Source organism: Litoribaculum gwangyangense (assembly GCF_039543505.1).
Lineage (GTDB): Bacteria > Bacteroidota > Bacteroidia > Flavobacteriales > Flavobacteriaceae > Litoribaculum > Litoribaculum gwangyangense.
In genome coordinates this window covers 622,974-648,737 of record NZ_BAABJW010000002.1, presented here as the reverse complement: position 1 = coordinate 648,737, position 25,764 = coordinate 622,974, and the positions used below count along the sequence as shown (strand labels likewise).

Here is a 25,764-nt window from a genome sequence, read left to right as displayed (position 1 = left end):
TTTTATAAATGTATCACTTCACCATAAGCATCAGCAACAGCTTCCATAACAGCCTCACTCATTGTTGGGTGTGGATGTACCGCTTTTAAAACCTCATGCCCAGTAGTTTCCAGTTTTCTGCCTAAAACAGCTTCTGCAATCATATCGGTAACGCCAGCACCAATCATATGGCAACCTAGCCATTCACCATATTTAGCATCAAAAATAACTTTTACAAATCCATCTTTGTTTCCACCAGCGCTTGCTTTTCCTGAGGCTGAAAATGGAAATTTTCCAACTTTGATATCAAAACCTTTATCCTTGGCTTGTTTTTCAGTTAAACCAACCGAGGCAATTTCAGGAGAGCAATACGTACATCCCGGAATGTTTCCATAGTCTAAAGCTTCCACATGGTGTCCAGCAATTTTTTCCACGCATAAGATACCTTCAGCAGAAGCCACATGCGCCAACGCTTGGCCTGGAGTAACATCACCAATGGCATAATAGCCTGGGATATTGGTTTGATAAAAATCGTTTACAATAATTTTGTCCCTGTCAACCACAATACCAACATCTTCTAAACCAATATTTTCAATATTAGTTTTAATACCAACGGCACTTAAAATAATATCAGCCTCTAAAACTTCTTCGCCTTTACTTGTTTTAACAGTGGCTTTTACACCATCGCCCGAAGTGTCTACTTTGGTAACTTCAGCTGAGGTCATAATATTAATTCCAGATTTTTTAAAAGAACGCTCCAATTGTTTCGAAACATCTTCATCTTCAACAGGAACAATATTAGGTAAATACTCAACAATGGTAACTTCGGTCCCCATAGAATTATAGAAATATGCAAACTCTACACCAATAGCACCAGAACCCACTACAATCATCTTTTTTGGTTGCTTGGGCAACGTCATAGCTTCTCTGTAACCTATTACCTTTTTACCGTCTTGTGGTAAGCTTGGTAACTCACGAGAGCGCGCTCCGGTAGCAATAATAATATTATCAGCGCTATATTCAGTACCTTCAACTTCAACCTTTTTTCCTGGTTTCAGTTTTCCAAAACCATTTATAACGTCAATTTTATTTTTCTTCATTAAAAATTGAACACCTTTACTCATTCCGTCTGCTACACCACGACTACGCTTTACAACGGCATCAAAATCGTGCTCTGCATCTTTCACTTTTAAACCGTAATCTTCCGCATGTTTCAAATATTCAAATACTTGGGCAGATTTTAACAAGGCTTTAGTTGGGATACAGCCCCAATTTAAACAAACGCCACCTAAACTTTCTTTTTCAACAATAGCTGTTTTAAACCCTAATTGAGATGCTCTAATTGCTGTTACATAACCACCGGGACCACTTCCAAGAACTATAATATCGTATTTACTCATGTGTTAATTTTTAGGCTACGAATTTACGAAATCGAATTTTAATAAAGAATTTAGAACGCTTTAAATTTACATCTTTATATTACCTTTACGCTGTAAGTTTTAATTTATGAACATACCCAGAACAAGTTTTCCCAGAGTAGTTATTATTGGAGGTGGTTTTGCAGGTATTGCATTGGCCAAAAAATTATCGAAACAAGAAGTACAGGTTGTACTTATGGATAAGCACAATTACCACACCTTTCAACCTTTACTATACCAAGTGTCAACTGGGGGGTTAGAGCCAGATTCCATTGCATATCCCATTAGAAAAATTTTAAAGGATTTTCCAAATTTTTACTTCCGATTGGCGCATGTAAAAGAAATTGACATTGAAAAAAATAGAGTTATTACTGATATTGGTAAATTGAAATTTGATTACTTGGTGATTGCCTCGGGATCTGAAACCAATTATTTTGGTAATTCTGAAATTGAAAAATACAGTATGGCTATGAAAACCATACCACAATCTTTAAATCTTAGAAGTTTAATACTAGAAAATTTCGAGGAAGCACTTTTAACTTCTGATTTAAATGAACGCAACGCATTGATGAACTTTGTTATTGTTGGAGGCGGACCCACGGGGGTAGAACTTGCAGGTGCATTAGCTGAAATTAAAAAAGGTATTTTACCCAAAGACTACCCAGACTTAGATACTCGTTTAGCACAAATACATATTATTCAATCCAGTGATTGTATTTTAAAAGGAATGAGCGAACAGGCTTCAAAAAAAGCAGAAGATTTTTTGGAAAAGTTAGGTGTTAATATTTGGAAAAATGTAAGGGTAACAGGTTATGACGGTAAAACGGTTTCAACTAATACGGATTTAACTTTTGAAACGGCCACTTTGGTTTGGGCAGCAGGTGTAAAAGGTGCTACCATTAAGGGTTTGGATGCTGATACTTTTGTAACCAAAGGTAACAGACTTTTGGTGAACGAGTTTAATCAAGTTAAGGGGTTCAATCATATCTTTGCTATTGGTGACATTGCTAGTATGGTAAATCATGAATTTCCCGAAGGATTGCCTATGATGGCGCAACCTGCTATTCAACAAGGCAAACAACTAGGTGATAATTTATTGCGTTTAATTGATGAAAAACCTATGAGAGCTTTTGTTTATAAAGATAAAGGTGCCATGGCTACCATAGGCAGAAATAAAGCTGTTGTTGATTTAAAAAATTGGAAATTTCAAGGAGTTTTTGCTTGGTTTGTTTGGATGTTTGTACACCTGTTTTTCTTAATAGGTTTTAGAAATCGTATGGTGGTTTTTGTAAATTGGGTATATAATTATGTTCGTTTTGATAGGGAAGCCCGATTGATAATTCGGCCGTTTAAAAAGAAACTTTAAACATATAATTAAATATATTTTTTTAATTTATTGTTTTTCAGGTATTTTATTTATCTTCAAGGAATACAAACCAACAAAAATATTTTAAAAATGAAAAAACATGTAATTATTTTAATGATGATATCATCTGTCATCATGTATTCACAAACAAAGAAAAATGGAACCGTTTATAATGAGCATCCTGCAATTAATGCAGTAGAATCTATGATGCAAGCCTATTTTTCTGGAGACACAGATAAAGTTGCCAGTTACTTAGCTGATGATTTTAAATCCTATCAAGGAACAAGTCTTAATAAGGATGATAAAGGAAACGACAAGGAATGGTTTTTACGAAGTGTTAAATGGGTTAACGAAAATTGGTCTTATGTAACTTTTAAAAGAACACCTGGAGCTTATCCTGATGCTATCGAGTATAAAGGTGATTCCGGATTGTGGGTGCAAACGTGGGACCATTTAAAAGCTATTGATAATAAAACAGGCGTTAAACTGGATATGCCAATACATCGTCTTTATCAAATGGCTAGTGACAATAAAATTAAAACGATGATCACCTATGATAATGATTTACCATGGGCAGAAAGGAGAAGAAGTTTTGCGCCACGAACAAATGGTACTATTTATAATAACCATGATAATATAAATACCGTTAGATTAGTGGTGGGAGCACTAGAAAATGGTGATGCTGACAAAGCCTTTTCTTATTTTACAGAAAATGCAATGTTCACAAATTTAGACATGGCTGATGGGGAGTCTAATACCCTTGCAGAAGAAAAGGCAGGATTTTTGGATATGCTTAAAAATTGGACGATTGAAAGTATTGATGTTCAAGGATACCCTGATTATTTAGAATATGAATTGGGTAATGCTAAAGTTGTTCAATCATGGTGGATAATAAGAATGGCAAGAAAATCTGATGGTAAAAAAGTAAAACTACCTGTTATGCTTATTCACGATTTTAATGACGAGGGTATGATAATAAGGGAAGCTGGGTATTATACATTGGCTGCTTTAAACGTTAAATAAAGTTAGAATTCAAACATAAAAAAATGCTTTTAGAAAGTTCTAAAAGCATTTTTTTATTAAACTTTTTTATCCTTCCTCAGTAAAATGTCGTTTTCGTTTTTCTTGACCAAACTTTTCTTGGTTGAATTTTGAAGAAAAATCCTTAGGAATTGATAACGATTGCCATTTTTTACCTTTTAATAGCTTACCTAAAAACACAATTTGCCCAACATGATAGGCATAGTGGGATACTTGTCTATTGATAGCTTCCAACACTGTATGGCCTTCATTTCGTATATAAATAATTTTTTCTAAATCATTGTAATTTAATGGTTTAATAGCATTAAATAAACATTCACAACCTTTATTCCACTCATTAATAAGTTCTTCTTTTGAAGCGTATGAACGTTCAAATTCTACATCCCGGTTTCTCCATGATTTTTCTCCATCTTCAGTTAAAAAATTAGTCCATCTACTTAGCATATTTCCAACCATATGCTTAGTAATTATAGAGATGGAGTTGGAATCTTCTACAAATTCCTTTTGTAACTCATCAAAACTCAGTTGCTCAAAAGTTTTATCACCCAAACTTTTGTAGTATTCAAATTGTTTTATAATGCTGGCTAAATAACTTTCCACTAAAAATATTAATCTATTTTTTAGGAATGAATTTTAAAGCCACCCCATTTATACAATGTCTTTTTCCTGTAGTTTCCCTGGGGCCATCATTAAAAACATGCCCTAAGTGCCCACCACATGTGGCACAATGCTCCTCCGTTCTGGCATAGCCTAAATCGTAGTCAGTCGAGAACTCTACATTCCCTTCAATTTCTCTATCAAAACTTGGCCACCCAGTACCTGAATCAAATTTATGTTCACTTTTAAATAAAGGTGTTTCACAAGCAGCACAAACGTAAGTACCTTCTTTGTAATTTTTGTTTAGAGGACTCGAGAAAGGACGTTCTGTTCCCGCTTTTCGAAGTACGTAAAATTCTTGATCCGATAGCTGAGTTTTCCATTCTGCTTCCGTTTTGGTTATCTTAAAAGTTTTTAATGGCTTTTTTTGGGTGTTTCCCTTACAATTAAATATCAATATGGAAATAACAAATATTAGTAACTTTTTCATAGTTTTAAATTTATTTCTAAAATAGTCGTTTTTCCACAAAAAACATAACAACATTTCGATAATAAAAATTTGTTGCTTCAAATTGAATAAATGTAAAACTAGACCTGTATGAAAGGTATGATTTTTGTATTTTTATCTTAAAATAAAACATTAAACAATGAAACTTACTAAATCTATATTGGCTTTTGGAATAATTTTATTTATTATTTCGTGTGCTACGAATCCTTTTACAGGAAAGAAAACAATGGCGTTACCAGGTACTGAAAATAGCTCGTTATTTCCGATGGCTTTTCAACAATACAACCAATTCATAAATGAAAATAAAGTGGTCACAGGTACCAAAGATGCAGAAATGATAACAAGAGTTGGACAGCGTATTGCTGTAGCCGCTGAAAGATGGCTCAATGCCAATGGACATCAAGGTTATTTGAAAGACTACAAGTGGGAGTATAACTTAATAAATGACAAAACGGTTAATGCTTGGTGTATGCCTGGGGGTAAAATAGTATTTTATACGGGGATTTTGCCTATCGCTGAAAATGAAACTGCTATTGCTGCCATCATGGGGCATGAGGTGGCCCACGCACTGGCAAACCATGGTCAACAGCGGATGAGTGCTGGTATGTTACAACAGCTTGGTGCCGTTGCGGGAAATGTCGCTATTCAAGATGAAAAATCAAGACAAATGTTTAATCAAGCGTATGGCGTTGGTTCTCAAGTGGGAGTGATGCTTCCTTTTAGTAGGAGTCATGAAACAGAAGCTGACAAAATAGGATTGTATTTAATGGCTGTATCGGGATATAACCCTGATGAAGCAGCTGAACTGTGGAAAAGAATGAAGGCTAATAGTGGGGGGCAAGCGCCACCAGAGTTTTTAAGCACTCATCCATCAAACGATTCTCGCATTGAAGAACTCATCAAATTGGCCCCTCAGGCTAAGGCTGAGGCTCAAAAATTTGGTATTACGACATTTAGATCTTTAGGAAAATTCTAGTTAAAAATATTTGTTTACTTTAGAAGCTGCCAATTAAAGGCAGCTTTTTTTATGAGACAACTGGATAAAGGTAGTAAGAAGCTTCTAAATGCATGGGCATTTTATGATTGGGCAAACTCGGTTTATACATTAACCATCGCCTCATCCATTTTTCCAATTTTTTATTCGGCATTATTTATTTCAGAAATAAAAACAGTTGAGGCTTTTGGATATGAATTTAAAAGTACCGCTTTAATTACGTTTGTAACGGCTTTTACTTTTTTGGTGGTCGCATTTACTTCACCAATTCTATCTGGAATTGCCGATTATGTTGGAAATAAAAAGAATTTCATGAAGTTCTTTTGCTATTTAGGTAGTTCAGGATGTATTGGTTTGTATTTTTTTAGTTTGGAATATATTTACCTAAGTATATTGTTCTATTTTATGGGCTTGATCGGTTATTGGGGTAGTTTGGTTTTTTATAATTCTTATCTTCCTGACATTGCTTTTCCTGAACAACAAGATAGAGTGAGTGCCAAAGGATTTTCATTGGGGTATTTTGGGAGTGTTTTACTTTTGATTTTGAATTTGGTAATGGTTATGAGTCAGGATGATGCGGAAACAAAAATGCAAATGATGCGCTATTCATTTGTTACAGTAGGCTTATGGTGGATATTATTCAGTCAATATTCATTTTATTGGTTACCTAAAGGAACTTCAAGCGGACATAAAGTTACCAAAACCGTATTGTTTAATGGGTTAAAGGAATTGAAATCCGTTTGGAAACAACTTAAACAAAACCTTAGATTAAAACGTTACTTGTATGCGTTTTTTGTATTCAGCATGGCTGTACAAACCATTATGTTGGTTGCAGTTTATTTTGGTGAAGAAGAAATAGCTTGGGGTAGTGATGAGGCCAAAACAACAGGATTGATAGTTAGTATTTTGGTAATTCAATTGGTGGCCGTATTAGGAGCTATTTTAACATCTAGAGCATCATCAAAATTTGGAAATATCAATACGCTTATTGTTGTAAATTTAATTTGGATGAGCTTATGTTTTTATGCGTATTTCATGAAATCACCATTGCAATTTTACATAGCAGCTAGTATTGTTGGTTTGGTAATGGGAGGTATTCAATCATTAGCTCGTTCAACATATTCAAAATTTTTACCCGAAACCGATGACACGACATCTTACTTTAGCTTTTATGATGTTGCCGAAAAAATAGGTATCGTTATAGGGATGGTTATTTTTGCTTTTATAGACCAAATAACGGGAAGTATGCGAAATGGTATTTTGTTCTTATTTGTGTTTTTCTTGGCAGGAATTATTCTGTTATTTAGAATTCCACAACGGAAATCATCCTAAAAGTGTCATCTTTAATTTCACAAACTTCAAATTACCAACTAGAATATCTTGTCTAAACGATGAATAATTTTGTTTAGGTTGTAAAGTTTGTAGTAAATTTTAAATCTTATTTTGGTTGCTATATTTACAAACCATTATTAGATTGTTATAGTTCATAAAAAAAATTCCCACATCAAAATTAATGTAGGAATTCAATTCGTAGTTTTATTTTAAAATTAAGATTCCGTAGGCTTTTCAGCTTTCTCAATAGATATACTTAACTCCTCAGTTTTCTTATCTAAATCAATTTTTATGCTATCACCTTCTTGTAAATGTGAAGCCACAATTTCTTCAGCTAAAGCATCTTCCACATATTTCTGTATGGCTCTTTTTAAAGGTCTTGCTCCATATTGTTTATCAAATCCTTTTTCAGCTATATAGTCTTTGGCACTTTTTGAAAGTGTTAAGTTATAGCCCAAACCTTTAATTCTGAGTAATAGTTTCTGTAGTTCAATATCAATAATTTTATTGATATCTTCTTTTTCCAGAGGATTAAATACCACTACATCATCAATTCTATTTAAAAACTCAGGAGCGAACGATTTTTTCAGAGCATTTTCAATTACACTTCTGGCATTGGCGTCTTCCTGGGCTTTTTGTGAAGCCGTACCAAAACCTATACCAGTTCCAAAATCTTTTAATTTACGGGCTCCAATATTAGATGTCATGATAATGATAGTATTTCTAAAGTCTATTTTTCTTCCTAAACTATCGGTTAAATACCCATCATCCAATACTTGAAGAAGCATATTGAATACATCTGGATGTGCTTTTTCAATTTCGTCTAGAAGAATAACAGCATAAGGCTTACGTCTAACTTTTTCAGTTAATTGCCCACCCTCTTCATAACCAACATATCCTGGAGGCGCACCAATTAATCTGGAAATCGCGAATTTTTCCATGTATTCACTCATGTCTATTCTAACCAGCGAATCCTCACTATCAAATAACTCTCGAGATAATACTTTGGCCAATTGTGTTTTACCAACTCCAGTTTGTCCTAAAAATATAAATGAACCAATGGGTTTATTAGGGTCTTTAAGTCCAGCACGGTTACGCTGAATAGCTTTTACTACTTTAGCCACAGCTTCATCTTGACCAATGACTTTACCTTTAATTAATTTAGGTAATTCGGCTAATTTATTAATCTCGGTTTGTGCAATTCTATTCACAGGAACACCTGTCATCATTGAAACCACATCGGCAACATTATCTTCAGTAACAATCTCACGATGTTGTTTGGTGTCCTCTTCCCATTTTTCTTGGGCGATGGCTAACTCTTTTTCAATGCGTTTTTCGTCATCTCTAAGTTTTGCTGCTTCCTCATATTTTTGTTTTCTCACAACAGCATTCTTAGTTTCTTTAATAGCCTCTAACTGTTTTTCAAGCTCAATTATCTGTTTTGGAACTTCAATATTGGTGATGTGCACACGAGAACCAGCTTCATCTAGAGCGTCAATGGCTTTGTCTGGTAAAAAACGCTCGGTCATATACCTATTGGTTAATTTTACACAAGCTTCTATAGCTTCAGGTGTATAATCAACATTATGATGTTCTTCATATTTGCCTTTGATGTTATTTAGAATCTCGATAGTTTCCTCAACAGTAGTGGGTTCGACGATAACCTTTTGGAAGCGACGCTCTAAAGCACCATCTTTTTCAATATACTGCCTGTATTCATCCAGGGTTGTTGCGCCTATACATTGAATTTCACCTCGTGCCAAGGCGGGTTTAAACATGTTGGAAGCATCTAAGCTACCTGTAGCACCACCAGCTCCTACGATGGTGTGAATTTCATCAATGAATAAAATAACATCATCATTTTTTTCTAGCTCATTCATAACCGCTTTCATGCGCTCCTCAAACTGCCCTCTGTATTTGGTTCCTGCAACCAAACTTGCTAAATCTAAAGTAACAACGCGCTTATTGAAAAGAATTCTCGAAACCTTTCTTTTAATGATTCTTAGAGCCAATCCCTCTGCTATGGCAGATTTACCAACACCAGGTTCACCAATCAAAAGAGGATTATTTTTTTTACGCCTGCTTAATATTTGCGAAACACGTTCTATTTCTTTTTCTCTACCTACAACAGGGTCTAACTTGCCTTCTTCAGCCAATGCTGTTAAATCACGTCCAAAATTATCTAAAACAGGGGTTTTTGATTTTTTGTTGGATTTTCCAGCTGGTGCATTAAAAATATTATCTTTTGCAGCATCATCTTCAGGATTGGTATCATCATCTTGAAATTCCGCTTTGGGTTCTATATAATCGTTGTCGTTTGTGATCATAAATTTGAATTGTTCTTTAACATTATCGTAGTCTACTTTTAATTTATTTAAAAGTTTAGTAGTAGGGTCGTTTTCGTTTCTCAATATGCAAAGTAGTAGATGCGCTGTATTTATAGAAGTGCTTTGGAAAAGTTTTGCTTCTAGGAAGGTTGTTTTTAAAGCGCGTTCAGCTTGTCTAGTTAAGTGTAAATTCTTTTTTTGGTTCGAAGCTATGGCTATGTTAGGGTTGGCTGGACTTAATATTTCAACTTTACGTCTTAAATGGTTTAAGTCTACATCTAAGGCATTTAAAATGTCAATTGCTTTTCCGTTTCCATCACGCAAAAGTCCAAGCATTAAATGCTCTGTACCAATAAAATCATGGCCTAGGCGCAATGCTTCTTCTTTACTGAAAGCAATTACATCTTTTACTCTTGGGGAAAAATTATCATCCATAAATAGTGTCCTTTCTGCATTAAAAATAGTAAAACATTTTACTAAAGGCAAAAACTATACCTAAAAATACATGTTTGATGCTAATTGACGAAAAAAACTTAATAAAATCAAAACTTTTCAAGTGATTTTTATTAACTAAAAAAAGGGTTAAAATTGTTAATAAAAAAACGTTAAAAAACCTATCGAAACACCTACCAAAACTATTGAAATACTTATATTAGCATGTTTTGAAATACACATAAAACTAAATTAAATTTTATATGGCAGAAGGAGAAAAATTGATCCCTATTAACATTGAGGATGAGATGAAATCGGCTTACATTGACTACTCAATGTCAGTCATTGTGTCACGTGCTTTACCAGATGTTAGAGATGGTTTAAAACCTGTTCATAGACGTGTTCTTTATGGCATGCATGAACTGGGTGTTAGATCAAACACAGCACATAAAAAATCCGCAAGAATAGTTGGAGAAGTTTTAGGTAAATACCACCCACATGGAGATACATCGGTTTATGACGCGATGGTTCGTATGGCTCAAGAGTGGAGTTTGCGATACATGCTTGTAGACGGGCAAGGAAATTTTGGTTCTATTGATGGTGATAGTCCAGCAGCAATGCGTTACACAGAGGCGCGCATGCGTAAGATATCTGAAGACATGTTGGCAGATATTGAAAAGGAAACCGTTGATCATAAATTAAATTTTGATGACACGCTACAAGAACCAACCGTTTTACCTACACGAGTTCCTGGACTTTTAGTCAACGGAGCATCTGGTATAGCAGTTGGTATGGCTACCAATATGCCACCTCACAATTTAACGGAGGTTGTGAATGGTACTATTGCTTACATTGATAATACAGACATTGAGATAGATGAACTTATAAAGCATGTAAAAGCTCCAGATTTCCCAACTGGAGGTACAATCTATGGGTATGATGGTGTCAAAGAAGCGTTCCAAACAGGTCGAGGTAGAATAGTTATAAGAGGAAAGGCGAATATTGAAGAAGTTGCTGGAAGAGAATGCATTATAGTTACTGAAATTCCTTACCAAATCAATAAAGCAGAAATGATCAAAAAAACTGCTGATTTGGTAAATGAGAAAAAACTTGAAGGTATTGCAACCATTCGTGATGAATCAGATAGAAACGGTATGCGTATTGTTTACGTTTTAAAGCGTGATGCTATACCTAATATCGTTTTAAATAAGTTATACAAATACACGGCTTTACAATCATCTTTTAGTGTTAACAATATAGCTCTTGTAAATGGAAGACCTCAATTATTGAACCTAAAAGAGTTAATTCACTATTTTGTAGAGCACAGACATGAAGTCGTAGTAAGACGTACCACTTACGAATTACGCAAAGCAGAAGAACGTGCTCACATTTTAGAAGGGCTAATTATTGCTTCAGATAATATAGATGAAGTTATCGCCCTCATAAGAGCGTCTTCAAATGCTGATGAAGCCCGTGAAAAACTAATCGAACGTTTTAAACTCTCAGAAATTCAAGCCAAAGCTATTGTTGAAATGCGTTTACGCCAATTAACAGGCTTAGAGCAAGACAAATTACGTTCTGAGTATGAAGAATTGATGAAAACCATTGAAGATTTAAAAGATATTCTTGACAAAAAAGAGCGTAGAATGGACATTATTAAATCTGAATTGGAAGTTATTCGCGATAAATATGGTGATGAGCGTCGTTCAACTATTGAATATGCGGGTGGCGATTTAAGTATCGAGGATATGATTCCTGACGAGCAAGTGGTTATTACCATTTCACATGCCGGGTACATTAAACGTACATCACTTACTGAGTACAAAACCCAAAATAGAGGAGGAGTTGGTCAAAAAGCATCAACTACGCGTAATGAAGATTTTTTAGAGCATTTATTTGTTGGTACAAACCATCAATACATGTTATTCTTTACCCAAAAAGGAAAATGTTTCTGGATGCGTGTTTACGAAATTCCTGAAGGAAGTAAAACCTCAAAAGGAAGAGCCATCCAAAATCTCATCAATATTGAGCAAGATGACAAAGTCATGGCTTTTATCTGTACCCAAGATTTAAAGGATGAAGATTACATTAACAACCATTATGTAATTATGGCTACCAAGAATGGTCAAGTAAAAAAGACGTCATTAGAACAATATTCACGCCCTCGTACCAATGGAATCAATGCTATTACCATTAAGGATAATGATGAATTGCTTGAGGCTAAATTAACTACTGGTAATAGTCAAGTCATGTTGGCATTAAAATCAGGCAAGGCTATTCGATTTGAAGAAGCCAAAACAAGACCTATGGGTCGAAGTGCTTCAGGGGTTAGAGGTATTACTTTAGCAAATAGTAAAGATGAGGTAATTGGTATGGTTACTATTGAAAATCCACAGGAAGAAACAGTACTGGTAGTGTCTGAAAATGGTTATGGAAAACGAACTTATATCGATGATCCTGAGGATGGAGAAGAGGTGTATAGAATTACCAATAGAGGAGGAAAAGGAGTGAAAACTATTTCAATTACTGAAAAAACGGGTAAATTAGTGGCTATTAAAAGTGTAACCGATAATGATGATTTGATGATCATCAACAAATCGGGTATAGCCATTAGATTGGCTGTTGAAAACTTACGTACCATGGGTAGAGCTACTCAAGGCGTTAAATTAATAAACTTAAAAGGTAACGATTCCATCGCTGCTGTTGCAAAAGTAATGCGTGATGAAGAAGATGAAGATTCTGAAATAGTTGAAAACACTAACGATTTACAAGATGGCACAACTCTTGATAATTCTACAGAAGAAAATAAAACAGAAAATTAAACTAAATATTATTTAAAATGAAAAAACAAATTATCATTGCTTTAACATTTTCAATTAGTGCTTTTTCATTTGCACAAAAAAAAGAATTGAAAACAGCTGAAAAAGCTATTAAAGCAAAAAGTTATGCGGAAGCAAAAACGGCACTGAAACAAGCAGAATCGTTAATCTCACAAATGGATGACAAGCTTAAAGACCAGTATTATTATTTGAGTGCTGAAGCCCTATATGCTGGTGGTGTTGGATCTATTAACGATATAGATGCCGCAAACAAGAATTTAAACAATGTAAAGAGCGGCTATGCAGCGGAAATAAAAGAGTTGAAGAATTCCATGGTGAATGGTATTTTAACCAAAGGAAATAAATTTTATGAGGATAAAGATTATTCGACTGCTTCTAAATATTTTGAAAAGGCTTACCGATTAAGAAAGAAAGATACGGTATTTCTTTATTATGCTGCCGCAACATCTGTAAATGTTCAAGAATATGACAGGGCCTTATCTTTGTATGAAGAATTAAAGCAACTTGGGTATACAGGAATAGAAAAACAATATTTTGCAATTGAAAAAGAGTCTGGTCAAGAAGTTGTTTTAGATAAAAGTACCCGAGATATTTATGTAAAATCTGGTAGCCATATAAAACCAGGAGAACGTTTAACAGAATCAAAAAAACCAGAAATCGTAAAAAACGTTGCTCTTATATACGTTTCACAAGGAGATAATGATAAAGCCTTAGCAGCCATGAAAGATGCTCGAGCAGAAAGTCCGAATGATATCAATTTAATTTTATCTGAAGCAAATGTGCATTACAAAATGGGTAATAAGGAATCGTTTAGAGACTTGTTACAAGAGGCCACTAAAATGGATCCTACTAACCCAGAGCTACAATATAATTTAGGGGTTATATCCGCAGAATCTAATCAACCTGAAGAGGCAAAGGCATATTACAACAAAGCTATAGAATTAGATCCTTCCTATGTAAATGCTTTTATAAACTTATCTGCTTTGGTATTAGCAAAAGAAGAACCGATTATTAAAGAGATGAATGGTTTAGGAACTTCCAAAGCTGATGATAAGCGTTATGATGAGTTAAGAGAACAAAGACAAAATTTATATAAAGAAGCTGTTCCTTATTTATCTAAAGCATTGGAATTAGATTCAAAAAATTTAAGTGCGGCTAAAACGTTAATGAACATTTATAGTATTCTTGGTGAAACAGATAAATATAAAACCATGAAAGCTAAAGTTGAGTCTATTGAAGGAAATTAAGAATCATAAGTTTGGATATAAAAAAAGCTGCTATTAAGCAGCTTTTTTTATATTACTTTTTTTATCACTCGTAATTTATGAGTGTGCATTTTTTTATCCACATTAAATATACCTGAATGGTCTAATCGATCTATTCTAACCTTACCATGGGCATGAATGATGTAATTATCTTTCATAATTATTCCTACATGGGTTATGACCCCTTCATTATTGTCAAAAAACGCTAAATCTCCAGGCTCACTTTCTTCAATAAAGCTCAATGCTTCTCCTTGTGTGGCTTGTTGAGAAGCGTCACGCAATAATTTGTATCCATTTAATTTATAAACCATTTGCGTAAACCCAGAGCAATCAATTCCAAAGGGTGTTTTTCCACCCCAGAGGTAAGGTGCATTTAAATATAAAAATGCGGTTTGAACCAGATGGTCTTTAGTTTCTTTTTTGGCAGTAATAGTGCCATCGAATTTATGGTTCAAAATGGATAAACCATTTAGTGTGGAACCTAAGAGTATAGGATGTAATTGTGAATTTTGGTCTTCAATAAACTCTACTAAATCAAGCGATAATTTTAGTGATTCCTTATTTAATATGTGATATTGTTCTTTACCTATTTCCTGGTATTGCTTGTTATCCACCCAGCCTTCATAATTATCAAAGGCTAGTCTTATTTTACTCCAATTTTTACGTTGGTCAATTAACTTAAAAATCTCGCCATATAAAACTTGCGAAACCAGCTCGCTAGTATCTGATGGCTCATATCTTAGGGGAACAATGTTTAAATTACAAATTCCGTATTGCATTAAATTTTAGTTACGTTCAATAATAACAGCAGATGCTCCACCACCACCATTGCATATAGCAGCGGCACCAATTTTGGCGTTGTTTTGCTCTAATATGTTTAATAAAGTTATTAAAATTCTAACGCCTGAACATCCTAAGGGATGCCCTAATGAAACAGCCCCACCATTTACATTTACGTTTTTATCATTTAAACCTAAAATTTTCATATTTGCTAGCCCTACTACTGAAAACGCTTCATTAAATTCAAAAAAGTCTACCTCATTTAATTTAATACCAGCTTTATCCAGTGCTTTTGGCAACGCTTTAGCAGGTGCGGTTGTAAACCACTTGGGCTCTTGCGCTGCATCAGCATAGCTTTTTATGGTGGCTAAAGGTTTTAATCCTAATTCTATTGCTTTATTTTTACTCATTAAAATCATAGCTCCAGCACCATCATTTATAGTTGAAGAATTTGCTGCGGTTACTGTTCCATCCTTTGAGAACGCAGGTCTTAATTGTGGTATTTTATCAATATTGACATTTGCAAATTCTTCATCTTTGGAAATAATTAGAGGTTCACCACGACGTTGAGGTACTTCAACAGGGACTACTTCATTGTCAAACTTACCATTTTTCCATGCTGCTGCAGAACGCTCATAAGATTGGATGGCATAAGCATCTTGATCCTCTCTTGAAAATTGATATTCAATAGCACACGCATCCGCACAAACTCCCATAGCATGTTGGTCGTAAGCATCCACCAATCCATCTTTTTGCATACCATCAACCAAAGTTTCAGAACCAAATTTTGTTCCTGTACGGGCGTACAAATAATGCGGTATTAAACTCATATTTTCCATACCTCCTGCAACAATAATGTTGGCATCTCCAAGCGCAATGGATTGTGCTGCTTGCATAACTGCTTTCATTCCCGAAGCACATACTTTATTAACGGTAGTACATGGCACTGTATTGGGTATCCCTGCATAAATAGATGCTTGTCTAGCAGGAGCTTGCCCAGCACCGGCCTGTACAACATGTCCCATTATTACTTCGTCAACTAATTCTGGTTTTAAATTTATTTTATCTAGGGCTCCTTTTATGGCTATGGCGCCTAATTTTGGAGCAGGGATGGTTGATAAAGTTCCTAAAAAACTACCAATTGGTGTTCTGGCTGCGGAAACAATGACTACTTCATTATACATCTTGTAATGCTTTAGTTTAGTATTGGCTAAAATAATGATTTTTAATAGAAATTAGAAGGATTGATTCATTATAAAAAATGGTAGAAGCTTATAATTTTATTACTTTTGATTTACATAATTTTTAAATGAAAGACTTCATAAATAAACTTTACAGAAATCATTCCTTTATTTACAAAGGATTACTATTCATAGCTACAACTTTTCTAATAGTTTATTTATTCCCAAAGAGCGGTAAGTTTAAATATAGTTTTGAAAGGGGAAAACCATGGCAATCTGAAAATTTACAGGCACCATTTGATTTTGCAATCAAGAAGACTGATGCTGAAATTACTGCAGAAAAAAATGAAATAGAAGGGAATATCCCATTGTATTTTAATATTGATAATGCAATAACTAAAAATGTTGAAAATGCATATGAAACAAAATTTAATGATGCATTTAATGACTCTTTGCCATCAAGTTTAAGAAGCAGTTTGTACAGCGTTGGAAAATCTATTATTCTAGAGTTATATAGGTTTGGGGTTTTAAATGAAAATTATGATTTTCCAGAATACAGAAGTATCGTGCTCATTGATGGCAGGGAAAAGATAATGGATGGTGTTTTCTCTAATTTAGTAAAACAGGATGATGTATCTGCTATTATTGAGAAAGCCCTAGTTGAAAATAATTATCAGAATTTCAAAACAGACTTTGTTGCGCTCTTTTTTGATGTTATAGAGCCCAATGCCACTTATAATAAATCGTTTACAGACAAAGTTTTAGAGGATGAATTAGCAAAAATCTCATATACCCGTGGTGGTATAGCAAAAGAAACCTTAATTATTTCAAAAGGTGAAGTTGTAGATGATGAGACTTATCAAATTTTGAAATCTTTACAAACGGAGTATGAATCTCAAGTATGGAATAAATCAAATTATATTTGGGTTTTGGTTGCTTATACCTTGCTGGTGGCTTTGGCATTACTCATGTTGCTCTTATTCTTGAGAAAATATAGAATAGAAGTTTTTGAAAATAACACGAAAGTTACCTTTATATTTTTTAACATTTCTTTGATGATATTCATTACTACATTAGTAGTAAATTATGATTCAAAATACATTTATATTGTTCCAATTTGTATTCTTCCTCTGGTTTTTAAAGCCTTTTTTGACGCCAGATTAGGGCTTTTTGCCCATGTATTAACAGTGCTATTGTTAGGGTTTATTGTGCCTAATAGTTACGAATATATGTTTTTGCAAATTATAGCAGGTATAGTAACAATATTGACAGTTTCAGAGCTTTACAAAAGGGCCAATTTATTTATTTCAGTAGGTCAAATTACACTTATTTATATCATAGCTTATTTTGCATTTTTTGTAATTCACGAAGGCAGTATAGTCGAACTTAAATGGGAAACATTTATTTGGTTCATTTTATGTGGACTAGCTACCTTATTTGTCCAGCCTTTAATTTATGCCTACGAGAAGCTTTTTGGTTTAGTATCGGATGTATCCCTTTTGGAATTATCTGATACCAATTCAAAGTTACTAAAGGAATTGTCCAATAAAGCACCGGGAACATTTCACCATTCCCTAAACGTCGCTAATTTAGCCGAAGCTTGCGCCAACGAAATTGGTGCCAATGCTATGTTGGTGCGGGTAGGGGCCTTATATCATGATATTGGCAAAATGAAAAATCCCACATATTTTACAGAAAATCAATCCACAGGTATTAATCCACACGACGAACTACAATATAAAGAAAGCGCCAAAATTATTATTGATCATGTGATTACTGGGATTGAAATAGCCAGAAAGAACAATTTGCCGGATAGGGTAATTGATTTTATAAGGACACACCATGGCACAAGTTTGGTTTATTATTTTTATGCTCAAGAGAAAATGGAATTTCCAGAAGTTGAAAGACACGATTTTAGTTATCCAGGACCAAAGCCATTTAGTAAAGAAACCGCTATTTTAATGATGTGTGACAGTGTCGAAGCGGCCTCAAAAAGCTTAAAGGAACCTACTACTGTTAAAATAGAAGCATTTGTTGAAAATATTATTAGTAAGCAAATAGAGGGAGAACAATTCTTGAACGCTAATATTACTTTTAAAGAAATTGAATCTATAAAAAAAGTTCTAAAGTATAAGCTTGCAAATATTTATCATTTGCGAATAGAATACCCTGAATAAAAAAACTAAAAAAACAAATAAAATAGTTGCGATGTTGTCAAGTATGAATTACATTTGCAACCGCAATTTTATTGCATAAGTTCTTAATTGAATAGGAGAGGTGCCAGAGTGGTAATGGAGCAGATTGCTAATCTGTCGACGGGTAACTGTCGCCGGGGTTCGAGTCCCCGTCTCTCCGCAATTTTATTGATAACCATTTCGGGGTGTAGCGTAGCCCGGTTATCGCGCCGCGTTTGGGACGCGGAGGTCGCAGGTTCGAATCCTGCCACCCCGACCAACTATTATTTAAATCCAAGCTTAAACCTGTTAATACTATATTAGCAGGTTTTTTTAGTTTTTAAGTCGTTTTTAAATCGTCTTTAATTCTTTTTTACTGTGATTTGTTTTTAGTAAAGCAGTGTTTCTTTATATATTTTATGGTAATAGATTAATTATTATGAACCAAATATCCATAATAGGCAGCGCCCAGTAATGGAGTCTTTTCATTTAAAATTATCTTTACTGGAACCATGGCAAGTAATTTATTTAATCGACCGGATTGTGAAAAGTTTGTTTTGAAAATAGTTTTGTCGAATCCTTGAATTATTTTAGGAACAATACCACCTCCTATAAAAATTCCCCCTGTGGCTTTTAATTTTAACGCAAGTTGTGCTGATTCCACTGCAAGAAATTTTATAAATAAATTAAGAGTTTCTTTGCATGTAGTGTCTTTTCCATTCATTCCTAGATTTGTAATTACAGCAGCAGGATTCTCTAAAAACATTTTTTGTTTTATATATTCGGGTTCATATAGCTTTTTATGCTCAATCAAAAATTGATATATATCATAAATACCAGAGCCTGATATGATTCTTTCCCAGCTTACATGATTATATTTTTTATGCATACAGGTCCAAAGATTTAATTCTAGATCATTTCTTGGACTAAAATCACAATGGCCACCTTCAGTGGCAAATGGGTGATAATGCATGCCATCCCAAAATATTCCAACTTCACCAAGTCCTGTTCCAGGTGATATAATTGCCGCATTTCCAGAGATATTACTGCCTTTTTGGATTTCCAATAAGTCTTTCTCTCGCAGTAAAGCTAATCCATATGCATTCGCTTCCATATCATTAATAATTGATACAGAACTAATTTGAAGTTCCTTAGATATTTCTTCACGATCAATTACCCATGGAAAATTGGTGCCTTGTACTTTGCCATTTATAACTGGACCAGCTACACCTAAACTTATACAATCTATTGGAATATGGCTATTAGTGTTAAAATACTTTAACATAGCTATAAATGAATTATAATTTTTTGTAGGATAAAATTTTTCATTTAATGTTGATAACTTTCCTTCCTTTGCTTGAAAAAGAGCGAGATTTGTTTTCGTTCCGCCAATATCTGCAGCCAAAATAGTGCAGTCTTTTTTAGCATTACTATTGCTTGAAGAATAAATTGGAAAAAGCGGTTTATTGATTAATGATATGTATTCAGTTTTTCCAACCATATATTTTTTAAAGGATAATTGTTTTGAAATATATTATAATCGCTAAATGGGACTATTTTTAAAGTGTTTGATTAAAAAAATATAATAAATTGATTTGAGTTTTTTGTTTCTTTACTTTTTAGCACGGAATTAAAAGCCATTATTAAAATTAATGCTGCGTTTAAACCTATAATATATATTATTTAATGGCAGGTTCATCTATCTGATCCAGTATTTTGATAGTATTAATAAGTTGTTGTTCTTCTAAAACAAGGATAATCAATCGAACATAATCATGAACAGTTTCATTTATTGATTCAGGGTCCGTAATATCTATATATCCTTTCCAGATAAGTTCACGATCTTCACTCGGGCAAATACAATACATAGAAGTTTCTGTATGATAAATGCTATATTCATCGTAATAGTCTGGATTGTAAAAAGCATCTTGATATTTCAAATAATCTTCTCTAAATTTTGTGTAGGTGTTATCAAAACCATGATAGTCTTTCTTATATGAAATTTTATCTTCTACACCAATTACTTTAGTGAATAAAACCGTATCAAACCCTTCTGCTATAAGGTTGTTTTCAAGTGCTTTTAGTTCTTCTTCTGTTTTCTTTTCTGATGTAAATGAAGAATTTAAATATCCATAACTCATGATTGCTTCTATGCCTCTGGATTCATATTCTTGCTTTAATTGCTTTTCAAATTGTTGTCTTGCATTAATATTAGAGGTCATGCCAACTATTAAAACTTTATTGGGACTGTAAGTTTCAATGTCTGGATTTTTCCAATTATCCACAATCTCAGTTGTAGAACAACTTAAGGTTAATATAAACAGCCCTACGTATATCAATAGCTTCATGAGAATTCAAATTTTTTAGTTATTGCAGTAACCGCTTTTGTTTTCCTTCTTTAATAACACCTTTTATAAGTGAAAACAACTCAGTTTTTAAGGTTCTATATTTTTCCAAAAAGTTGCTAACTACAATAATAAGTTTCGCATGTTTATCTCTATAGGCATCTTCTTTTTCAAGTTCATTGATACCATCTACCATAACTTTCAGTCCTTTTTCATGGTTTTTTATTGTTTTGATTAAAGTGTCTGTTTCTTTTTGTAAAATATTCAACTTGTCAATAATTTTTTTACTATCCGTAAAATGTTTTGAATCAATGAGCTGAAGGGTGTAGGATTTTACCAAATCATCAAAAAATAACTCCTCATCTTTGGCAAATTTCAATTCAGATAACCATTTTCTAGAATTATTATGCATAATATCAGCGCTTAACCACGCCTCATATTTTACTTTAAAATCTTTTGTTTTCATTGTTGTTTTTTTTACAGTTAAAAGAAGCAGAAAGTAGTATTTAAAAAATACTACTTTCTGTTTTAAAGAAATTAATCAACTTCGATTACTTTTTTTGGAGGTTCTTCTACTACAGTTTCCTCGCTTTTAAGTAATTTAACTTTTAAAATACCATTTTTATATGTTGCTTTTACATCTTGTTCTAAATCTACAGATGGTGGAAGCATCATAGATCTTTTAAAAGATCTGTAATTAAATTCTTTACGGGAATATTCTTTTTCTTTTTCTTCTTCTTCTATTTCTTTCTCACCAGAAACATGAAGAACATCATCTTCAATAGTAACCTCAAAGTCCTTTTTATTAAATCCAGGAGCAGCAAATTCAATTTCAAAATCTTTTTCGTGCTCTATAACATTTACAGCTGGCATTAAACTATTATCTTCAAAAAAATCATCATTGAAGATATCGTCAAATCTCATTAAGTTATTTAAGTTATCGAAATTAGATGTAAATAATCTTCCTTCCCATGGTCTTAAAATACTGTTGCTCCAAGGGGTCATCAATCTGTTATCTAGGGGAGATAACCTGTTGCTTCTTCGGCGTTTCATTAATGTTGTCATGATATTATTATTTTAAGTTAAACTTATATTTTACAACACTAATATATCTACGGAAACCAATTTTCACAATGATATTTATCAGTCTGGAAATCTATAAAATAGGATTTTGAAGCTTTATTTTAATTAATAAGAACACTTTCAAGATATTGAAATAGCCTAAATTTAAAATCTGATATTGTTTTATGAAAGTTGAAGACCGTTAACTCAATTTCATCATGTTGTTTGATGAAAAAATTATCGCAAGCAATATTGTCGCATTCTATTTTATTACTAATATGGTTGGCATGGGAATATAAGCTTTCTAGTAAATGAATTCTGCTTTCGTTTATGCCTTTAGCTTCTTTTTTAAAGTCAGTTAATCTTTCGTATAAATTTATGGTATAGCTTTCAAAGAGGGGTTTATCTAGTAAAATTAAATAAAACTCCAATTCTAACTTTAAATTTTCCATTTTGTAAATTTCGCTCGATATACTGTATTGCAATTCTAGAATAGATTTATTGCTATTGAAGCTTATATAATTTTGAATTGGTTCCATAATCAATATTTTTATAGATTAAATCATAACTTTTTCTACATCATTATGTTTTGGGATACTAACATGCCACTTATAAATATCCTGAATTTTAACACGTAAGGCGTCCAAAGCTGTTGGTTCCCCATGAATTAAAAACACCTTTTCTGGTATATTTTTAATGTTACCCATCCATTCCAGTAAATCGTTTTGATCGGCATGGGCTGATAAACTTTCTATCGTTTTAATTTGGGCTTTAACAGGATAGTACTTGCCAAAAAATCGTATTTCGTGCGCGCCATCTAGTAATTGTCTTCCTCTGGTGCCCTCCGCTTGATAACCAACCAATAAAACAGTGGTTGTAGGATTATCTATAAGTTGTTGTAAATATGTAAGCACCCGTCCTCCAGTTACCATACCACTACCTGCTATCACTATTTTAGAACGATTATCATCAATGGCTTCCCATGTTTCCTTGTAAGATTTAATAATATTAACATGATTGCACATGTTGTTATATACTTCATCTGACAATTTATGCCATTTTGGAAATCGCTTAAACACTTCTAAAACATTGTTGCCCATAGGACTATCAATAAAAATGGGAATATTGGGAATTTTGTTTTGTTGATATAGTTTCCAAAGCAAAAACATAAGTGTTTGTAAACGCTCTACCGCAAAACTAGGTATGATTACATGGCCTTTTTTAAGTAAGGTTTCATGGATGATTTTGGAGAGCATGTCTTCAACATCTTCTTGTGGGTGTAATTTGTTACCGTAGGTACTTTCAATAAACAAAAAATCTGCCCATTCTGGTTTTTTTGGGCCATCGAGTAAATAATCATTTTTTCTACCAATATCCCCAGAGAACACAAATCGTTTGCCCTTTATATCCAACTCAATAAAAGTAGCACCAATAATATGGCCATTAAATTGAAAGCGAAAGGATATATTTTCAGATAACTGTATCCATTTATCAGGGATTTCAACTTGAAAATGTGTGATGGTTTTTTCTGCTTCTACTAAAGTGTAAAACGGAAGTGCTGGATTGTGTTTGGTGTATTTTTCTTTGTTTGCTTTTTCGGCTTCCTCCTCATGTATTTTAGCACTATCCTTTAAAATAATTTCGGCAATGGCCAGTGTAGGTGCTGTACCTATTATTTTTCCTGTAAAACCTTGCTTTAATAATCTGGGTAAGTAACCAACATGATCTAAATGTCCATGGGTAAGCAAAACCACATCGATATTTTTAGCGTTTACAGATAAATCCATCCAATTAAGTTCCCTTAATTCTTTTAAACCCTGAAACATGCCACAATCTATCAACACATTGCTATCGCTTGTTTCAATAAGAAATTTTGAGCCTGTTACAGTACCGGAAGCGCCTAAAAAATGAATTTTTGCAAAATTATCCATGGTGTTTATTGATTACAAAGCATGCTTATTTCATGCAAGATCTTTTTCTTCCTAATGTCTGAAATCCCCAGGTGGTCCAAATAAAAATCATCACCTATCAATTCTCTGCAAAGTACCACATCTCTACTTATCAAAAATTGTTTTTCGCGGTTCGTAAGTAAAGTAGATACTGTAATAGGGTACAAGCCCAGGCGATCTATACGATCTTTTAACCCATCATCTTTGGGGTAATCCCAACTTAGAAGATATAGCTTTACGCAATTACCATATTTTATGGCATCTTCTGTAAACCTGGTATTTGTAACCACCCAGCCTTTTGTAAGTTTAGAACCGTTTTTGGGATTGGAGTTCCAAAAGGTTTTCACATCATTGTAACGTGAATGAATATAAAGTGGAATCTTAACATTACAATTTAACCCTTCCTCACTATGGAATTTGCATTCTATTACTGAGGTTTCACCATTTTTATGGGCAATAACATCAATTTCATGGGTTACACATTGCCCAAACAATGTTTTACCAATTTCGGTTTCATAACCAGAATATTTTAATATGGCTCCAATAAAACGCTCAAAAGGAAATCCCGTTGGGCCCAATTCATAAATGGCTTTTTTTAGTTTATATTTTGAAGCCAAATAGCTTTTCTTTTTTTTTAATAATGCAAATGCCCTGTTGTAAATTTCTTTTGTTGAAATCCCTTGATAGAGTTCATCTCTTACTTTATGAATTATTTGATTAATCGTTTGTTTGTCAGCACCAATTCTATTTAAAGAAGCTTTTAACTTGTCTAATGAAAACTTAGCTTTTTCACCTGATGATTTAATAATATCGATAGAATCTGTTTCCATTTGAGAAACTTAAAATTTGTGATTTATAACTTCAATTAATTACTTTTAAAGAATGATTTAACCCATGCTTTTATTTGATTTTCTGTCATACTATCGGTTTTTACTATATCCTTTATTTTTCCTGATAAAGCAGGATGATTTTGGGTGATTTCTTTATATAATTTTTCGCATGTTCCGGCTGGTCCAAAAAGAACGATGGCTTCTGCTTTGTTAATTTCTAAAATGATATCATTAAAATATCTTTTTAACTGATGTTTTTCACGTTCTAAATATTTACTATCTTGAACAACATCTTGCGGGCCACCTTTTAACCTAGTCCCAGAGCCACCATGAACATGAATGTTTTCAACCTCTGAGGCTATCCTTCTCATACTAACTTCATCATTATAAAGGGAAACTAATATAGCCTCCTCTTTATCTAACCATACACCTGTTTTCATTTTTAATTGATATTATATTATTTTTAATTTCTTAAATCATGCATTACCAATAGCGGCACTTTAGAGTCAAAACCAATTACTTTAACTAGTGGATGTGTTAAAATGCTTCCAAAAAAGGCATGTTTTCTATTAATAAATGCCACCATGTCGCTATCTCTACTTTCCACAAAACAATTAATAGCGGATGGTATATCCATATGGCTTAACCTGTGGAATGTATATGCAACACCTTCAAAATATTCTTCTATAAGTTTTTTATTATTGATTTGCTTATCTGTTAATTTATCTTCTGCGGCTACATGCAATACTCTGATGGTTGCTTCACATTTTTTAGCCAAATCCACTAAATAATTAAGCTCTCTGCGTTTTATATGGGTTTTATAACTATTCGGGAAAACGATTTCTTTCGGCAAATTATGTTTGGCTGTTTCAGGAATAACAATCACTGGGCAATTTCTAACTTTTTCCATAACGTCTATAGCTACGCCTCCGAAAACTTTAGTCCTAGATGCCGTATTGCCTTTAGTACCCATAATGATCATTTCGATATCTTTTTCTTCCACAATATTTTTAATGGCCTCTACGACATTATTAAATGTGGAAATAGTTTCAAAGTGGTGTTTTGGATTATTATAGTCTTTAAAAACTATCATATCAGTCACTTTGGCGAGGCCGTTTTCAGAATTTAATTTAGCAGTTTCATATATTTCACTCCCAGGATCCATATTTATCAAACTATCAATAACATTTCCTGTCGCAGAGAATACGTTTAAAATATAAAAATCACAGAGGTCCTTTTTGTATAATTCTAATGCATATGTTATGGCATGCCAAGCGTTTTTTGAAAAATCAGTAGGCAATAATATTTTACGTTTCATGTGTTTCTATTTAAGGATGTTATTAA

22 protein-coding genes and 2 tRNA genes are annotated in these 25,764 nt (G+C 33.4%); 9 read left to right on the top strand and 15 right to left on the bottom strand.

Annotated elements, in window-relative coordinates; genetic code table 11:
* Positions 1–2: 2 nt before the first annotated feature.
* Positions 3–1,379, bottom strand: a complete 1,377-nt coding sequence (lpdA, locus tag ABD963_RS08440; protein WP_345276512.1) for a dihydrolipoyl dehydrogenase — start codon at positions 1,377–1,379, stop codon at positions 3–5.
* Between the two features lie 106 nt (positions 1,380–1,485).
* Between lpdA and ABD963_RS08435 the strand changes: the two genes are divergently transcribed.
* On the top strand, positions 1,486–2,763 hold the full coding sequence (locus tag ABD963_RS08435; RefSeq protein WP_345276511.1) for an NAD(P)/FAD-dependent oxidoreductase: 1,278 nt from the start codon (positions 1,486–1,488) through the stop codon (positions 2,761–2,763).
* Between the two features lie 90 nt (positions 2,764–2,853).
* Positions 2,854–3,786, top strand: a complete 933-nt coding sequence (locus ABD963_RS08430; protein ID WP_345276510.1) for a nuclear transport factor 2 family protein — start codon at positions 2,854–2,856, stop codon at positions 3,784–3,786.
* Positions 3,787–3,852: 66 nt separating this feature from the next.
* On the opposite strand, the gene ABD963_RS08425 is transcribed toward ABD963_RS08430, so the two are convergent.
* Both ABD963_RS08425 and msrB read right to left on the bottom strand, forming a co-directional pair.
* Entirely contained in the window at positions 3,853–4,404 is a 552-nt protein-coding gene (locus tag ABD963_RS08425; RefSeq protein WP_425562795.1) for a DUF1572 family protein, read from the bottom strand.
* 13 nt (positions 4,405–4,417) lie between these two features.
* Entirely contained in the window at positions 4,418–4,891 is a 474-nt protein-coding gene (msrB, locus tag ABD963_RS08420; protein WP_345276509.1) for a peptide-methionine (R)-S-oxide reductase MsrB, read from the bottom strand.
* A gap of 157 nt (positions 4,892–5,048) precedes the next feature.
* On the opposite strand from msrB, the gene ABD963_RS08415 reads away from it, so the two are divergent.
* A complete protein-coding gene (locus tag ABD963_RS08415; RefSeq protein ID WP_345276508.1) occupies positions 5,049–5,885 on the top strand; it encodes a M48 family metallopeptidase in 837 nt (278 codons plus the stop codon).
* Positions 5,886–5,936: 51 nt separating this feature from the next.
* Positions 5,937–7,235 (top strand): MFS transporter, encoded by a 1,299-nt coding sequence (locus tag ABD963_RS08410; RefSeq protein WP_345276507.1) that lies wholly within the window; start codon positions 5,937–5,939, stop codon positions 7,233–7,235.
* A gap of 215 nt (positions 7,236–7,450) precedes the next feature.
* Here the strand turns inward: ABD963_RS08410 and ABD963_RS08405 are convergent, their stop codons facing one another.
* Positions 7,451–9,997, bottom strand: a complete 2,547-nt coding sequence (locus ABD963_RS08405; protein ID WP_345276506.1) for an ATP-dependent Clp protease ATP-binding subunit — start codon at positions 9,995–9,997, stop codon at positions 7,451–7,453.
* A gap of 260 nt (positions 9,998–10,257) precedes the next feature.
* Between ABD963_RS08405 and gyrA the strand changes: the two genes are divergently transcribed.
* Together gyrA and ABD963_RS08395 are read left to right on the top strand one after the other, a co-directional pair.
* Positions 10,258–12,816 carry a DNA gyrase subunit A gene (gene gyrA, locus ABD963_RS08400; protein ID WP_345276505.1) on the top strand — a complete coding sequence of 853 codons (2,559 nt, stop codon included), beginning with the start codon at positions 10,258–10,260 and terminating at the stop codon, positions 12,814–12,816.
* A 17-nt stretch (positions 12,817–12,833) separates the two neighbouring features.
* Positions 12,834–14,081, top strand: coding sequence for a tetratricopeptide repeat protein (locus tag ABD963_RS08395; RefSeq protein WP_345276504.1), 1,248 nt, complete (start codon positions 12,834–12,836; stop codon positions 14,079–14,081).
* Between the two features lie 47 nt (positions 14,082–14,128).
* On the opposite strand, the gene ABD963_RS08390 is transcribed toward ABD963_RS08395, so the two are convergent.
* Together ABD963_RS08390 and ABD963_RS08385 are read right to left on the bottom strand one after the other, a co-directional pair.
* On the bottom strand, positions 14,129–14,878 hold the full coding sequence (locus ABD963_RS08390) for a C40 family peptidase (RefSeq protein WP_345276503.1): 750 nt from the start codon (positions 14,876–14,878) through the stop codon (positions 14,129–14,131).
* 6 nt (positions 14,879–14,884) lie between these two features.
* Positions 14,885–16,063: an acetyl-CoA C-acyltransferase gene (locus ABD963_RS08385; RefSeq protein WP_345276502.1), complete on the bottom strand. Its 1,179-nt coding sequence runs from the start codon at positions 16,061–16,063 to the stop codon at positions 14,885–14,887.
* 125 nt (positions 16,064–16,188) lie between these two features.
* Between ABD963_RS08385 and ABD963_RS08380 the strand changes: the two genes are divergently transcribed.
* The 3 genes from ABD963_RS08380 to ABD963_RS08370 all read left to right on the top strand — a co-directional run bounded on the left by ABD963_RS08380 (position 16,189) and on the right by ABD963_RS08370 (position 18,514).
* Positions 16,189–18,237 (top strand): HD family phosphohydrolase, encoded by a 2,049-nt coding sequence (locus tag ABD963_RS08380; RefSeq protein WP_345276501.1) that lies wholly within the window; start codon positions 16,189–16,191, stop codon positions 18,235–18,237.
* A 94-nt stretch (positions 18,238–18,331) separates the two neighbouring features.
* Positions 18,332–18,415 (top strand) — tRNA-Ser (locus tag ABD963_RS08375).
* A 21-nt stretch (positions 18,416–18,436) separates the two neighbouring features.
* Positions 18,437–18,514, top strand: a tRNA-Pro gene (locus ABD963_RS08370).
* A 150-nt stretch (positions 18,515–18,664) separates the two neighbouring features.
* Here the strand turns inward: ABD963_RS08370 and glk are convergent.
* From glk to ABD963_RS08325, 9 genes are all read right to left on the bottom strand, one after another.
* Positions 18,665–19,735 carry a glucokinase gene (glk, locus tag ABD963_RS08365; protein ID WP_345276500.1) on the bottom strand — a complete coding sequence of 357 codons (1,071 nt, stop codon included), beginning with the start codon at positions 19,733–19,735 and terminating at the stop codon, positions 18,665–18,667.
* Positions 19,736–19,913: 178 nt separating this feature from the next.
* A complete protein-coding gene (locus tag ABD963_RS08360; protein ID WP_345276499.1) occupies positions 19,914–20,582 on the bottom strand; it encodes a hypothetical protein in 669 nt (222 codons plus the stop codon).
* Between the two features lie 19 nt (positions 20,583–20,601).
* Entirely contained in the window at positions 20,602–21,045 is a 444-nt protein-coding gene (locus tag ABD963_RS08355; protein WP_345276498.1) for a hypothetical protein, read from the bottom strand.
* 71 nt (positions 21,046–21,116) lie between these two features.
* The gene (locus ABD963_RS08350; RefSeq protein WP_345276497.1) at positions 21,117–21,644 is read right to left on the bottom strand and encodes an Hsp20/alpha crystallin family protein; all 528 of its coding nucleotides are present in this window, start codon (positions 21,642–21,644) and stop codon (positions 21,117–21,119) included.
* 119 nt (positions 21,645–21,763) lie between these two features.
* Entirely contained in the window at positions 21,764–22,180 is a 417-nt protein-coding gene (locus ABD963_RS08345; RefSeq protein WP_345276496.1) for a hypothetical protein, read from the bottom strand.
* An 18-nt stretch (positions 22,181–22,198) separates the two neighbouring features.
* The gene (locus tag ABD963_RS08340; protein WP_345276495.1) at positions 22,199–23,572 is read right to left on the bottom strand and encodes an MBL fold metallo-hydrolase RNA specificity domain-containing protein; all 1,374 of its coding nucleotides are present in this window, start codon (positions 23,570–23,572) and stop codon (positions 22,199–22,201) included.
* A 5-nt stretch (positions 23,573–23,577) separates the two neighbouring features.
* Positions 23,578–24,420 (bottom strand): restriction endonuclease, encoded by an 843-nt coding sequence (locus ABD963_RS08335; RefSeq protein WP_345276494.1) that lies wholly within the window; start codon positions 24,418–24,420, stop codon positions 23,578–23,580.
* Positions 24,421–24,455: 35 nt separating this feature from the next.
* Positions 24,456–24,860, bottom strand: a complete 405-nt coding sequence (locus ABD963_RS08330; protein ID WP_345276493.1) for a hypothetical protein — start codon at positions 24,858–24,860, stop codon at positions 24,456–24,458.
* Between the two features lie 23 nt (positions 24,861–24,883).
* A complete protein-coding gene (locus tag ABD963_RS08325; RefSeq protein WP_345276492.1) occupies positions 24,884–25,738 on the bottom strand; it encodes a universal stress protein in 855 nt (284 codons plus the stop codon).
* Between the last annotated feature and the right edge of the window lie 26 nt (positions 25,739–25,764).

Excerpts from the sequence above, each read along its gene's own strand:
- lpdA (WP_345276512.1), bottom strand. The coding sequence starts at position 1,379 with ATGAGTAAATACGATATTATAGTTCTTGGAAGTGGTCCCGGTGGTTAT.
- ABD963_RS08435 (WP_345276511.1), top strand. The coding sequence starts at position 1,486 with ATGAACATACCCAGAACAAGTTTTCCCAGAGTAGTTATTATTGGAGGT.
- ABD963_RS08430 (WP_345276510.1), top strand. The coding sequence starts at position 2,854 with ATGAAAAAACATGTAATTATTTTAATGATGATATCATCTGTCATCATG.
- msrB (WP_345276509.1), bottom strand. The coding sequence starts at position 4,891 with ATGAAAAAGTTACTAATATTTGTTATTTCCATATTGATATTTAATTGT.
- ABD963_RS08415 (WP_345276508.1), top strand. The coding sequence starts at position 5,049 with ATGAAACTTACTAAATCTATATTGGCTTTTGGAATAATTTTATTTATT.
- ABD963_RS08410 (WP_345276507.1), top strand. The coding sequence starts at position 5,937 with ATGAGACAACTGGATAAAGGTAGTAAGAAGCTTCTAAATGCATGGGCA.
- ABD963_RS08405 (WP_345276506.1), bottom strand. The coding sequence starts at position 9,997 with ATGGATGATAATTTTTCCCCAAGAGTAAAAGATGTAATTGCTTTCAGT.
- gyrA (WP_345276505.1), top strand. The coding sequence starts at position 10,258 with ATGGCAGAAGGAGAAAAATTGATCCCTATTAACATTGAGGATGAGATG.
- ABD963_RS08395 (WP_345276504.1), top strand. The coding sequence starts at position 12,834 with ATGAAAAAACAAATTATCATTGCTTTAACATTTTCAATTAGTGCTTTT.
- ABD963_RS08390 (WP_345276503.1), bottom strand. The coding sequence starts at position 14,878 with ATGCAATACGGAATTTGTAATTTAAACATTGTTCCCCTAAGATATGAG.
- ABD963_RS08385 (WP_345276502.1), bottom strand. The coding sequence starts at position 16,063 with ATGTATAATGAAGTAGTCATTGTTTCCGCAGCCAGAACACCAATTGGT.
- ABD963_RS08380 (WP_345276501.1), top strand. The coding sequence starts at position 16,189 with ATGAAAGACTTCATAAATAAACTTTACAGAAATCATTCCTTTATTTAC.
- glk (WP_345276500.1), bottom strand. The coding sequence starts at position 19,735 with ATGGTTGGAAAAACTGAATACATATCATTAATCAATAAACCGCTTTTT.
- ABD963_RS08360 (WP_345276499.1), bottom strand. The coding sequence starts at position 20,582 with ATGAAGCTATTGATATACGTAGGGCTGTTTATATTAACCTTAAGTTGT.
- ABD963_RS08355 (WP_345276498.1), bottom strand. The coding sequence starts at position 21,045 with ATGAAAACAAAAGATTTTAAAGTAAAATATGAGGCGTGGTTAAGCGCT.
- ABD963_RS08350 (WP_345276497.1), bottom strand. The coding sequence starts at position 21,644 with ATGACAACATTAATGAAACGCCGAAGAAGCAACAGGTTATCTCCCCTA.
- ABD963_RS08345 (WP_345276496.1), bottom strand. The coding sequence starts at position 22,180 with ATGGAACCAATTCAAAATTATATAAGCTTCAATAGCAATAAATCTATT.
- ABD963_RS08340 (WP_345276495.1), bottom strand. The coding sequence starts at position 23,572 with ATGGATAATTTTGCAAAAATTCATTTTTTAGGCGCTTCCGGTACTGTA.
- ABD963_RS08335 (WP_345276494.1), bottom strand. The coding sequence starts at position 24,420 with ATGGAAACAGATTCTATCGATATTATTAAATCATCAGGTGAAAAAGCT.
- ABD963_RS08330 (WP_345276493.1), bottom strand. The coding sequence starts at position 24,860 with ATGAAAACAGGTGTATGGTTAGATAAAGAGGAGGCTATATTAGTTTCC.
- ABD963_RS08325 (WP_345276492.1), bottom strand. The coding sequence starts at position 25,738 with ATGAAACGTAAAATATTATTGCCTACTGATTTTTCAAAAAACGCTTGG.